Origin of the sequence: Kitasatospora sp. NPDC057500 (assembly GCF_042802195.1) — a bacterium.
GTDB lineage: Bacteria > Actinomycetota > Actinomycetes > Streptomycetales > Streptomycetaceae > Kitasatospora.
On record NZ_JBHVER010000004.1, the window covers coordinates 55,752 to 67,966 of the forward strand.

The following is a 12,215-nucleotide window of genomic DNA, read 5'->3' on the forward strand; positions in this document are numbered from 1 at the left end:
CACCCCGTTCTCGCGCGCGCACGGTTTCCTACGCCTGTCGTGGGTGCGTCGACGAACCATGAATGGCGGGCCCGGTGGGGCTGGGCCATGATGGACCCCTGGTGCCTGGCTCCGTGCACTGACCCTGGCCGCGCGGCCGTCCGCCGCTCGACGGAGGTGTACGTGAAGGACGTTGATGCGATTCTCTTCGATTTCGACGGGACCCTGTGGGATCCGGAGGCCGTGATATTCCGGGCCCATGCGGAGACCTTTCTGGAATTCGGCCACCGGCTCCCGGCCGAGGTGTGGTCGTCGCTCGTCGGCACCATCGGGCCCGACCTGTGGTCGGAGCTCGAACGGGTCACCGGCTGCACGGCGGACCGCCGTGAACTGCAGGAACGGGTCCGCCGCCGGCAGTCGCGGCTGCTCGGCGGGCTGGGCGGCAGACCCGGTGTGCACCGGGTCCTGGGCGCGGTCGACGCCCTCGGGATCTCCCGGGGGATCGTCAGCAACTCGACCCGGGAATGGGTCGCCCGGTACGCGCGGCAATGCGGCCTCGCGGACGGCTGGAGCACTGTGCAGTGCGCCGACGGCGACCGCGCCAGCGCGAAACCGGAGCCGAATCTCTATGTCGCGGCACTGGCCTCGCTGGGAATTCCCGCCGAGCGGGCGGTGGCGTTCGAGGATTCGCCCAGCGGCGTCCGCGCCGCGAAAAGGGCGGGAATCCGCTGCGTCGCAATACCGAACTCGATGACCGCCGCACTCGATCTCCACGAGGCGGATCTGCGTTTCGAATCCTTCGAGCAGGTCGATCTGCCAGGAATTGTCGGAGGAAAGCCGATGAGACAGGCCAGCCCCGCGGCACGCGCCGCCACGCCGAAGGCCCCGTCCGGCGGGGACGCCGCAGCGGCGCTCCAGCACTACTACTACCTGCCGGACGACCTCCGGGTGGTCGGCGGCGAGGGCGTCCACCTCTACGCCGAGGACGGGCGGCGCTTCCTCGACTGCTCATCGGGGACGTTCAACCTGAGCCTGGGCTACGCCCACCCCGAGATCGTCGAGGTGGTCCGCGAACAGGCCGGCCGGCTCATCCACGTCACCTCCAAGTTCCAGACCGAGCCGCTGAACGCCCTGGTGTCGAAGCTGGCCGAGGTCTCACCGGCGAACCTCACCCGGGTGCACCTGAAGTCGGCCAGCGGCTCCGACGCCAATGAGGGCGCCGTCAAGATCGCCCAGGTGCACACCGGGAAGTCCGACGTGGTCACGCTCTTCCGCGGCCACCTCGGCCAGACCCTCGGCATGATCGGCGCCTCCGGTGCGGCCTTCCGGCGCGCCCCCTTCCCCTCGCACCTGCCCGGCGTGGTGCACGTCCCGGACCCGCACTGCCTGCGCTGCTTCTACCGGCAGGAGCGGGCCACCTGCGGCCTGCTGTGCGTCGAGCGGATCAACGACTTCATCGACTACGCGAGCACCGGCCGGGTGGCCTGCGTGGTGCTGGAGCCGATCAGCGGCAACGGCGGCAACGTCGTCCCGCCGGACGGCTACCTCCAGGCGCTCAAGGAACTGTGCGAGGAACGCGGCATCGTGCTGGTCTTCGACGAGATCCAGACCGGCTTCGGACGCACCGGCCGGATGTTCGCCGCCGACCACTTCGGCGTCGCCCCGCACATGATGACCTTCGGCAAGGGCCTCGGCGGCGCGGGCCTGCCGATCGCCGGCATCCTGACCGAGGAGCGGCTGACCGGCGTCGAGGGCCACCACATCAACTCGACCTTCGGCGGCAACGTGCTGGCGGCCGCGGCCGCCCTGAAGACCCTGGAGATCATCGGCCGCCCCGGCTTCCTGGAGAACGTGCGCGACGTCGGCGCGTACGTCCTCGCCCGGCTGCGCGACCTGGCCGCCAGGGTGCCGTTCGTCCAGGAGGTCCGCGGCGTCGGGCTGATGATCGGCATCGACATCGTGGACCGCGACGGCCGCCCCGACCCCGCGCTCACCAACCACCTCGCCGGACTCGGCATGGACCACGGACTGCTGCTGCGGACCTCGCTGTACGGGCACGGCAACGTGCTGAAGGTCCGCCCGGCGCTGATCATGACCCGTCAGGAGGCGGACGAGATGTGCGACCTGCTGGAACGACTCCTCCTCTCGGTCTCATGAGGGGCCTCGTCCAGGAGCTGTCCGGGCGGATCCGGACGGCCGTGCGCGACGGACTCCACCAGGTCGGCAGCCGCTACGTGGCGGGCACCGCGAAGGGCGGCGACGCGGAGTTCCCCGTCGACGTGCTCGCGGAACGCGCCGCCTGGGACTTCCTGCGCGAGCGCGGCGAGCCGGTGGCCGTCTACACCGAGAGCGAGGGGCTGCGCACCATCGGCCGCGCGCCCGGGTACGTGCTGATCATCGACCCCATCGACGGCACCCGGGGCGCCGCCGCCGACCTGGAGATGGCCTGCGTCTCCATCGCCGCGGCCCCGTTCGGCGAGGCGCCCGTCATCGGCGACATCCGGTACGCGATGCTCCAGGAGATCAAGACCGGCAACTGGCTGTACGCCGACGCGGACGGCGGCGGGATCGAGTCGTCCGGCTACCCCGTGCCGGTGCCCCGCCTCTCCGCCACCGCCGACCCGGAGCGGATGTTCTGGTCGCTGGAGTTCAACGGCCACCCGGCGCAGCTGATGACCGCCGCCTACGGCCACCTGATCGACGCCTCGGCCAACACCGGCGGCGTCTACGTGTTCAACAGCGCCTCCTTCTCCATCTCACGGATCATCACCGGCCAGATGGACGCCTACGTCGACATCGGGAACCGGCTGCTGCGCGACCGCCCCGAGACCGAGGCGGACTTCCGCCGGGTGGGCCACGGCAGCGTGCTGCACCTGTTCCCGTACGACATCGCGGCCTCGGTGTACCTGGCGGAACGCGCCGGAGTCACCATCACCGACGCCTACGGCAAACCGCTGCACGACACCCTGCTGCTGGACATCGGCCCGCTGAACCAGCGCTCCTGCATCGCCGCCTGCACCCCGCAGCTGCACGCGGCGCTGATCGACTCGATCCGCTGGTAGGAGGCGGCCGTGCCGACCGAGCACCGGCGGGTCACCGCCGCCCGCCCGCCCGGCGGGTGGACCGGGGAGACGGTCCTGGCGGCCGTCGCCGACACCCTCTCCCTCGCCGTCGGGGAGGAGATCCTGGACGGCGGGTCACCCGCCCGGGTGCACCGGGCCACCGGTCCGGCGGGGGAGCGGCTGGTGGTCAAGGTCCTGGTGCCCGCACCGGGCGCCGTGGACGGCCACGACCTGGCCTCCTTCCGCCGCAAGCCGCGCCAGATCGAGCTGCTGCGCACCGTCGCCCCGCGGCTGGCGGCGCACTACCTGCCGGTGCCGCACGTCCTGGACGGTGACGGCTGGTCGGCCTGCACCACGCCGTACTACGACTCGGCGGACCTGGCCGCGCCCCTGCGGGCCTCCCCGCAGGGCACCGGGGAGTTCTTCCGCCACTGCACCGCCCTCGTCCAGGCCCTGGTCCTGGACGGCTACGCCGCGCGCTCCCACCCCACCCCGCCCGGCCACCTGGCGGACGTCGTCGTCGGCCGGTTCCTGCGACGCCTGCCCGTGCTGTCCCGCGCCCTGCCGGCGGAGCTGACGGCCGCCGAGCGCCTCACCGTCAACGGCGTGCCCTGCGAGGCCCCGCACCTGGTCCTGCGCCGGCTGACGGGGCGGCTGCCGGCCGGGCTCGCACCCGCCCGGCTGATGGCCCCCGGGCACGGGGACGCCAACACCCGCAACGTGCTGCTGTCCGCCCGCCCCGGGGCGGCGGTGGAGGACTTCCGGCTGATCGACCCCCGCGGCTCCGTCGAACCGTGGGACCCGGTCTACGACCTGGCGAAGACGCTGTTCAGCCTCACCGTCTGGGACCCGGCGCTGCGCACGGGCTTCTCGGTGCACAGGTCGAGGCACGGCTACGAGGTCGGCTTCCGGCAGCCGGTGTTCCCGGGCTACCGCGCGGCGATCCACCGGTTCCTGCCCCACCTGGCCTCCCACCGGGGCCTGGCCGCCCTGTTCCACGGCGATCCGCTCTGGCACGAACGGCTGCTGCTCACCCACGCCCTGCACGTCCTGGCGGAGGCCCCGTGCCGGCTCTCGGACCGCAAGCCCAAGCCCGACCTGCGGGGCCGGGACTCCACGCCCGCCGAACTCGCCCTCGGCCACTACCTGCTCGGCACCCTCCTGATCAACGACCTCGCCCCCCGGCTCGCCCGCCCCGGCACCGTGGACGCCGAGCGCCACCTCGCCCTGGTGGCCGATCTCTAGGCCGCCAGATGTGCGAGCGCTTCGTCCAGGCCGGGGCCGAGCAGGGTGTGCCGGGTGCTGCGCAGCACCAGCCGCGGCGGGCGGCGGCAGCCGGAACCGCCCTCCGTGGGCACCACCCGGGTGGGGAGGCGCAGGGCCCGCCGGACCGCGGACATCAGCGCGAACCGGGTCAGCACGTCGGCGCCGCCGTAGTGCACGACGCCCGTGCGGTCCCAGAGCCGGGCCAGCGCCGGGCCGATGCTGGGCAGGTAGACGGGGGCGCAGACCAGGTCCGTACGGGCGGCGGTCGTCGGGCCGGCCAGCCGGTCCAGGAAGGTGTTCGCCCAGGGGCCGCGCCCGAAGACCAGCGGAATGCGCACGATCAGGTGCCCGCCCTCGGCCAGCAGCAGGTCCTCGGCCGCCGTCTTGGTCCGCCCGTAGACATTGACCGGGGAGCGCGGGTCGTCCTCGGTGTACCGGGAGCGGGTGCCGTCGAACACGTTGTCGCTGGAGAGCAGCAGCAGCTTGGTGGCGGAGCCGCGCACGGCGTCCAGCAGCACCTCGACGGGGCGGACGTTGAGCCGGTGGGCCAGGGCCGGGTCGGCCTCGGCCGCCTCCAGCGGGACCAGGCCGGCCGCGTGGACGATCAGGTCGAAGCCGCCGGCCGCGAGCGCCGCCAGCCGGGGCTCGTCCCGCAGGTCCAGCCGGACCAGTCCCGGGAGCGGCCGGGTGGCGTAGGTGCCGACGACCTCGTGGCGCGGTGTCAGGGAGGTCCACAGGCCGCCGCCCACGAAGCCCGACGCGCCGAGCAGCAGGATCCGCGGCCGGGAGTCCGACGGCGGCGGCCACCCGCTCGGCTGCCAGAACGGGTTCATACCGGACACCCTATGCGACCGTGGGTGAACGATCCGCTGGGAGGCTGCGCATGAAGGCCGTCGTGTTCGAGGACGTGGGCCGGCCCGGGATCCACGATCGAGCCGTCCCCGCGTTCGCACCGGACGAGGTCCTGGTGAAGGTGGCGGCCACCGGCATCTGCGGCACCGACCGGGCGATCCTGCTGGGGGAGTTCCCCGCCCGCCGGGGCGTGGTGCTGGGGCACGAGGCGGTCGGCGCGGTGGCCGCGGCCGGGGCCGGCGTCGGCTCGGTGGCGCCGGGCGACCGGGTGGTGATCAACCCGACCTACCACTGCGACCGGTGCCGCCCCTGCCGGCGCGGGATGCCGGCCCACTGCGGGGCGAAGGCGGGCCGCGAGGTCGGCGTCGACCGGGACGGGACGATGGCCGACTACGCCGTGGTGCCCGAGCGCTTCGTCCACCGGCTGCCCGCCTCGGTGTCCTACCGGCGCGGCGCCCTGGTGGAACCGCTCGCCTGCGTGCTGAACAACCTCGCGGCGGCCGGGCCGCGCTGGGACGACCGGGTGCTGGTGGTCGGCGCCGGTCCGATCGGGGCGCTGTGCGCGCTGGTGCTGGCCCGCCGCGGGGCCAGGGTCACCCTCGCCGAGCGGGACCCGGGCCGGGTGGACCTCGCCCGGCTGCTGCTGCCGCGCACGGTCCGGGTGCTGACGGAGCAGGAGGCGGCCGGGGCGGTGCGGCCCGATGTCGTCGTCGACACCACCGGGGCGCTGCCGGGCGGCCTGCTCGGCGCGGCGGCGCCCGGCGGCACCGTCGTGGTGATGGGCGAGAAGGAGGCCGGCGTCGCCACCGTGCCGCTGCGGGCCCTGGTGGCCGGGGGCATCCGGCTGGTGGGGGCGGGACCGTACCGGCCGGCGGACTTCGCGCTGGCGGTGGACCTCGCCCGGGAGCTGCCGCTGGAGGACCTGGTGACCCACGTCCTGCCGCTCGAACGGTACGCCGAGGCCCTCGCCCTGCTCGCCGTCGCGCCGGGGGAGGGCTACCGCGCCATGAAGGTGCTGCTCGCCGCCGACGAAGGCCTCGCCCCGTGAAGCCCCGCTTCGTCGACGGAACCCTCTGGCTGGACGGCCGCCCGCGGTTCCTGATCACCGGCGAGTACCCCTACTACCGGGACCGCCCCGGCCGGTGGGCCGCCAAGCTCGCGGCCGTCCGCGAGGCCGGCATCGAGGTGGTCACCTGCTACGTCCCCTGGCGGCACCACGAGGTCGCCGACGGCGACGGTCGGCGGTGGTGCTTCGACGGCGACGGCGACGGAAGCCGCGACCTGGGCCGCTTCCTGGACCTGGTCGCGGCCACCGGGCTGCTCGCGGTGGTGAAGCCCGGCCCCTTCGTCCACGCCGAACTGCCCTACGGCGGACTGCCCGACCGGGTCAGCCCCACGCTCGATCCGCGCCGGCCCGCCGCCCGGTCCGCCGACGGCCGGCCGCTGCCCTGCCGCCAGTACACGCTGCCCTCCGCCCACGACCCGGGCTTCCTCGCCGATGCGACGGACTGGCTGCGCGCCGTCGGCCGCTTCCTTCGCCCCTTCGCCCACCCGGGCGGCCCGGTCGTCGCCGCCCAGATCGGCAACGAGGGGCACTACGGCGAGAGCGCCCTGCCGATCGACGCGCTCGACTACTCGCCGCCGGGCACCGGGGCCTTCGCCCGCTTCGCCCCCGGCACCGCCCCGCCCAGCCCGGCGGAGGGCGGAAGGTCCGCCAACGGGCTGCGCTCCCAGGTGGATTGGGGAAGGTGGTCGGCCGAGGCACTCGCCGCCGGGATGGCGGGCCTCGCCGAGGCGCTCGGGACGGACGTCCCGGTCTTCACCACCTGCGCGCCGCCGGCCAGGGCGGACCGCGTCCCCGGCCGGGAGGCCGGACGCCATGACGCCTGGCTGGCCAGGAACCGGATCGGCGCGGCCGGCGCGCTGCCCCGCGCCTACACCAGCTGGACGGGCGACGTGCTCCGCGACGAGGAGGCCCTGGTCGACTACGTGCTCGCGGCCAAGGCGGGACCGGGCCCCAACATCGAGGAGAACTGGGGCCTGGACTGGGCGGACGCCGGCTGCGCCTTCCCGGTGGTGCCGGTCCACCACACCCTGCTCGGCGTCGCCTGCGGGGCGACCGGCGTCAGCGTCTACCCGGCCTGCGCCACCGAGGGCTGGGGCCGGCACCTCTCCGTCGACCGCGCCCTGCCGACGGAGACGGCCGGGGACCTCGCGCCGTTCGAGCCGCCGTACGGGGACGCCGCGCCGATCCTGCTCGACGCCCGCCCCGGCCCGGCCTTCGCCGCGCTGCGGGTGCTGACCCACTTCCTGGCCGGGCGGCAGCAGGCGCTCGCGCTCTCCCGCCCGGAACCCGGCGTGCGGTGGGGCGTCCATCCGCCGTACGCGGCGATCGGCGCCTGGGACTGGGCGCGCGACGGCGACCGGCCGGCGCCCTCGGCCGACCGCACCCTGGTGCCCTTCGTCACCCACTGCCTGCGGCGCAACCTGCCCTTCCGGCTGACCGAACTCACCGGCCGGACGGCCCCCGACCCCGCGGCCGGGCCACTGGTCGCCGCCTCCGGCCGCTTCATGGAGCGGGCCCTGCAACAGCGGCTCGCGGACTTCGCCGCGCGGGGCGGCTCCCTGCTGCTGGTGGGTGAACCGCCCGCGCTCGACGAGCACTTGAACCCCTGCGCCGAACTGGCCGAGGCGGTGCGGCGGAGCGGGACCGGTGTCGTGGCCCTCGACGGGCAGCCCGTCGCAGCGGCCGTCGAGGACTGGCTGGCCGACCGGCCCGGCACCGCCGTACGGGCCAGACCGGGTCCCTGGCTCGACCTCCGCAGGACCACCGAGGACCCCGGGGAGGCACTGGTATTCCTCTTCAACCGCTCGGACGCCCCCGTGCGAGCACGCACCGCGTACGGCGGACACCCCGTCACCGCCGACCTGGTCGGCGGCGGGTGCGCCGTCGTCCAGGTGACGCACGGCCGGCTCGGCGCCTGCTACGTGAAGGGCCGCAACGAGCGGACCGGCGCCCAGGTCCCGGTCCGGGTCCAGGTGGGCGGCGACCTGCTGAGCACCGACCGCCCGTGCGACCTGTCCGCCCTCCGCGCGCCGGACGGCTTCGCGGTACGGACCTCGGCGGAGCGCGGCGAGGCCAGGGTGTTCCTCCCGGCGGGGCCGTGACCGAGCCCCCGGCGGAGGCGGTCGGCATCGACGTCGGCGGCACCAAGATCGCGGCGGTCCGGGTGGCGGCCGACGGCACGGTGGCGGCGCGGGCCCGCTGCGCCACACCGCGCCGCACGGCCGCCGACCTGGTCGCCGCCATCGCGGGCCTGGTGGCGCGGGTGCGCGGCGAGCGGTCGGCGGCGGTCGGCGTCGGGCTTCCGGGGATGGTCGACGCCCGGAGCGGGGCGCTGGCCTTCGCCCCCGGGCTGGAGTTCGCGCGGGCGCCGCTGCGGGAGCTGATCGCGGACGCCGTGGGGCTCCCGGTGGTGACCGACAACGACGCCAACGCCGCCGCCTGGGCCGAGTACCGGCTCGGCGCGGGCCGCGGGCACGAGCACCTGGTGCTGGTGACGCTGGGCACCGGGCTCGGGTGCGGCGCGGTGGTCGCCGGGCGGCTGCTGCACGGCTCGCACGGCTTCGCCGCCGAGGCCAGCCATCTGGTCGTCGAGCCCGGGGGGCCGCTGTGCGAGTGCGGCAGCCGCGGGTGCTGGGGCGAGACGGCGTCCGGCGCCGCGATCGGACGGCGCGGGCGGGCGGAAGCGGCGGCCCGCCCGGCCTCGCCACTGGCCCGGCTGCTCGGCGAGGGCCCGCCGGACGGGGGCCGGGCCGTCACCGAGGCCGCCCGCCGCGGCGATCCGCAGGCGCTGGCGATCCTGGAGCGGGTGGGCACGCTCACCGGCATCGGCCTGGCCGCCCTGGCCAATGTGTTCGACCCCGCCGTGCTGGTCGTCGGCGGCGGGCCCGTCGCGGCGGGGGACCTGTTGCTCGGACCGGCGCGTGCCGCGTTCGCCGACGGGCTGTACGCGCCCGGCGACCGCCCGCCCGTGCCGGTGCTGGCGGCCCGCTTCGCCGGTGACGCGGGCGCGATCGGCGCGGGGCTGCTGGCGATCGACCGCTTCCTCTGACGCTGCCTCAGCGGGCGCGGGCCGGCCGGGGCGTGGCCGGGTCGGCGAGCAGCGCGGCGGCCGTCCGGAGCGCCTCGTCGGCGTCCGGCGCCCGCCGGGCGACGGACCGGTGCCGGTCGTGGTCCCAGGTCTGCCAGTAGCCGCTGATCTTGCCGTTCCGGTCGTCCACCACCACGTGCGGCAGGCCGAGCAGCAGGCTCAGCAGATGGCCGTGCAGCCGGTCGGTGACCACCGCCGAGGCGCTGCCGAGCAGCCGGCAGCCGCGCTGGAGTTGGAGTTCGGCATGGCGGTCCTGGGCGTCGGCCAGCTCGGCCGCCGCGCTGTCGGCAGACGTCCGGCGGAGCTCGGCCGAGGCCTGTTCGAGCCGCCGCCGGATACGCCGGGCCGCGGCGGTCCAGCTCGCGTCGGCGCCCTCCTGGGCGGTCCAGTCCGTGCGGTGCACCTCGCCGTCCGGACGGGGCTCGCCGGGGGCGGCCGACTCGTGGTCTCCGCGCCGCAGCCAGAGGATCCGCCGCTCGGGCTGCGGGAGCCGGGGCAGGCCGGGCAGCGCGAAGGCGCAGTCCGGGGCGAGCGAGGAGGGGGCGCGGAAGGCCCGGCGGGCCGTGCGCAGGCTCGGCTCGTCCCGCAGCAGCAGGGTCAGGTCGGGGTGCGCGTCGAAGACGGCCCGGGCCCGTTCGAGGCCGGCCGGGTCGCCGAAGTGGACGGACTGCGGCAGCTGGATGATCCGGTGCCCGGGGAAGGCGGCGACCACCTGCTCGCGCATCCGCTGGTGGCTCGGCCACAGGTCGCCCAGGTTGCCGCCGCCGGTGAGCAGGATGGTGCCGCTCGGCAGCCGCCGGGCGAGCGTCGCCGGGCAGAAGTCGTGGTGGTCGGCGGTGTAGACGACCTCGGCGCCCAGCTCGGCGAGCAGCGCGCGCACCCCCAGCCAGATGGCGCTGTCGCCGACGTTGGCGTAGTACGGGAAGCCCAGCAGCGCGCAGCGGGTCGAGGGCTCGACCAAGGAGCCGAGGAGTTCGGCGAGCCGGCGCCGGTCGCCGGCCCACCGGCCGAGCCCGGTCACCGCGCCACCGCCGCCGGGGGCACCGGACCGTGGCGGTCCGCCGCCAGTGCGGCCGCCTCCGCGAGGTCGGCGCGCCCCCGGGCGCCGGCGTCGCGGCCCGTCTCGCGCATGGCGTCGCGGGCGTCCGCCGTGCTCATGGGGACGGTGCGCAGCCGCTCCAGGTCGAGCACGCCGGGCAGCGTCCCGCAGCGCCGGAGCACTCCGGCGAGCTCCAGGGCGACCATGGTCCGCAGGCACTTCTCGCAGGCCCCGCAGTTGCGCCCGGGCCGGTCGCGCCAGCACACCGTCAGGTTCCGCAGCGCGAGGTCGGAGTGCGCCAGGCGGCGTGCCACCTTCTCGGCCCGGGTGGCGTCGGCGCCGTCGTGGACGACGTCCAGTGCCTCGGTGGACCACAGGTGGTCCAGCACCGGGTGCGAGCCGTACGGCGGCAGATGGCGGTACTCGAAGCTGGCGGCGACCAGGCAGCGGCCGAGCAGGCCCTGCAACGCCAGCGCGGTGCTGCCGAGCGCGGCCCCGTGGTAGTCCTCCCAGCCGACCAGCGGGGCGGTGAGGGCGCGCACGTTGGTCTCGACCACGACGGCCCGGCAGCCGCTGTGCTCCGCCACCCGCCGGACCCGGTCGAGCAGCCGGTCGTGGTCCGGTCCGGTGTGCTGCTCGAAGTTCACGAACAGCAGCTCGGTGACCGGCCGGTGGCCGGGCTCGGCGCGGCGCTCGCCGTCCCTGAGCAGGCTGTAGAAGGAGTCCACGCCCAGGGTGAAGAACAGCCCCGTGGCATCGAGCCCGGGCCGCGCCCCGACCGGCTCGCCCGCCGCCACCCGGACCTCGCGCAGCCGCTCCCACCAGGCGGCGTAGACCTCCATCACGGTCCGCGCCGACCGCAGCAGCCGGCCGGAGACCGGGGCGTCGACCACCAGCTCCGCGCCGAGGCCCATCGCCGGCATCAGCAGCGCGGCGAGGAAGGCGTCACCCCGCTCGGCCAGCCACCCGTCCTCGCCCCCGGGCACGGTGAAGTGCAGCCGCGCCGCCGGGAGTTGCGTCCCGGACCGGACGGCGGCCGACAACTGCCAACCGCGCGCGGTCGGTTCGCACCTGACATCCTCGACGACCAGTTCCTTGCGGCAGCTCACCATCCGCTTCTACCAGGCCCGCCCCGCCCCGCCCGCCCGGCGGCGCGCGCACACGCCCGGTGTCCACCCGCGCGGGCCTAGGGACCCCAGGGCGAGGAAAGGGCGGCCCGCTCCAGTTCGGTCACGCCGTGGGCCCGGCGTTCGCGGAGCAGTTCGCCGCCGATGGAGTAGCGGGGGGCCGCGGCCTCGGAGCGGGCGGCCCGTTCCACGATGGCGTCGACCAGGGAACGGACCATGGAGAGGCGGGGGTGGGCGGCGTGGATCCGCGGCTCCCACCGGGCGACGACCTCCGCCCTGCGGCCGAAGTCGACGCCCACGCCCTCGCGCGTGAGGTGGCAGAGCAGGCCCCGGCGCTCGGCGATGCCGGGCGAGGTGTGCAGGGCGATCGCCTCCCACACCCGGTCGACGTCCGCCTCGGGGACCTGGTGGCGCCTCAGCAGTCCGGCCGCCAGGTCCGCGCCCTCGACCTCGAAGCGGGCCTCGCCCGGGGCGAGGTCGCCGGTGCCCAGATCGTGCAGGACGGTGGCGGCGAACAGCAGGTCGCGGTCGTAGGCGGCGTCCTCCAGGCAGCCCTCGTGGGCGGCGACGAGCTGGGCGAAGAGGAAGCTGCGCAGGCTGTGGTTGGCCACCGAAGGGGTGGTGGAGGTGTGCACGGCGGAGAGGACCGCCTCGGCGAGGGGGCCGGTCGGCAGGTCGAGTGAGAAGTCCATGACCGCAGGCTAGGGATCCTCCGCCCGTCCCCGACAGTGGCACC

The 12,215-nt window shown here is 75.6% G+C and carries 10 protein-coding genes; 6 read left to right on the forward strand and 4 right to left on the reverse strand.

The genetic code is table 11. The features are described from left to right. Nucleotides 1-162 precede the first annotated feature (162 nt). From ACFU74_RS01715 to ACFU74_RS01725, 3 genes are read left to right on the forward strand one after another with little or no spacing between them, the layout of a single operon-like run. Nucleotides 163-2,136, forward strand: coding sequence for an aminotransferase class III-fold pyridoxal phosphate-dependent enzyme (locus ACFU74_RS01715; protein ID WP_380750097.1), 1,974 nt, complete (start codon nucleotides 163-165; stop codon nucleotides 2,134-2,136). Further along, the gene (locus tag ACFU74_RS01720; protein ID WP_380750100.1) at nucleotides 2,133-3,041 is read left to right on the forward strand and encodes an inositol monophosphatase family protein; all 909 of its coding nucleotides are present in this window, start codon (nucleotides 2,133-2,135) and stop codon (nucleotides 3,039-3,041) included. The genes ACFU74_RS01715 and ACFU74_RS01720 overlap by 4 nt, the downstream gene beginning before the upstream one ends. Before the next feature lie 9 nt (nucleotides 3,042-3,050). Continuing rightward, nucleotides 3,051-4,286, forward strand: coding sequence for a hypothetical protein (locus ACFU74_RS01725; protein WP_380750103.1), 1,236 nt, complete (start codon nucleotides 3,051-3,053; stop codon nucleotides 4,284-4,286). Here the strand turns inward: ACFU74_RS01725 and ACFU74_RS01730 are convergent. Continuing rightward, entirely contained in the window at nucleotides 4,283-5,140 is an 858-nt protein-coding gene (locus tag ACFU74_RS01730; RefSeq protein WP_380750106.1) for an SDR family oxidoreductase, read from the reverse strand. The genes ACFU74_RS01725 and ACFU74_RS01730 overlap by 4 nt on opposite strands. 50 nt (nucleotides 5,141-5,190) lie before the next feature. Here ACFU74_RS01730 and ACFU74_RS01735 point away from each other — a divergent pair, with 50 nt between their 5' ends. The 3 genes from ACFU74_RS01735 to ACFU74_RS01745 are packed head-to-tail and all read left to right on the forward strand — an operon-like array spanning nucleotide 5,191 to nucleotide 9,274. Next, entirely contained in the window at nucleotides 5,191-6,207 is a 1,017-nt protein-coding gene (locus ACFU74_RS01735) for a zinc-binding dehydrogenase (protein ID WP_380750109.1), read from the forward strand. Beyond that, the gene (locus ACFU74_RS01740; RefSeq protein WP_380750112.1) at nucleotides 6,204-8,327 is read left to right on the forward strand and encodes a beta-galactosidase; all 2,124 of its coding nucleotides are present in this window, start codon (nucleotides 6,204-6,206) and stop codon (nucleotides 8,325-8,327) included. The genes ACFU74_RS01735 and ACFU74_RS01740 overlap by 4 nt, the downstream gene beginning before the upstream one ends. Beyond that, nucleotides 8,324-9,274 carry an ROK family protein gene (locus ACFU74_RS01745; RefSeq protein WP_380750115.1) on the forward strand — a complete coding sequence of 317 codons (951 nt, stop codon included), beginning with the start codon at nucleotides 8,324-8,326 and terminating at the stop codon, nucleotides 9,272-9,274. The genes ACFU74_RS01740 and ACFU74_RS01745 overlap by 4 nt, the downstream gene beginning before the upstream one ends. Before the next feature lie 7 nt (nucleotides 9,275-9,281). Here the strand turns inward: ACFU74_RS01745 and ACFU74_RS01750 are convergent, their stop codons facing one another. The 3 genes from ACFU74_RS01750 to ACFU74_RS01760 form a co-directional block, all read right to left on the reverse strand. Further along, nucleotides 9,282-10,334 carry a polysaccharide pyruvyl transferase family protein gene (locus tag ACFU74_RS01750; protein ID WP_380750118.1) on the reverse strand — a complete coding sequence of 351 codons (1,053 nt, stop codon included), beginning with the start codon at nucleotides 10,332-10,334 and terminating at the stop codon, nucleotides 9,282-9,284. Then, nucleotides 10,331-11,461, reverse strand: a complete 1,131-nt coding sequence (locus tag ACFU74_RS01755; protein ID WP_380750121.1) for a hypothetical protein — start codon at nucleotides 11,459-11,461, stop codon at nucleotides 10,331-10,333. The genes ACFU74_RS01750 and ACFU74_RS01755 overlap by 4 nt, the downstream gene beginning before the upstream one ends. A 77-nt stretch (nucleotides 11,462-11,538) precedes the next feature. Beyond that, a complete protein-coding gene (locus tag ACFU74_RS01760; protein WP_380750124.1) occupies nucleotides 11,539-12,171 on the reverse strand; it encodes an HD domain-containing protein in 633 nt (210 codons plus the stop codon). Nucleotides 12,172-12,215: the final 44 nt, after the last annotated feature.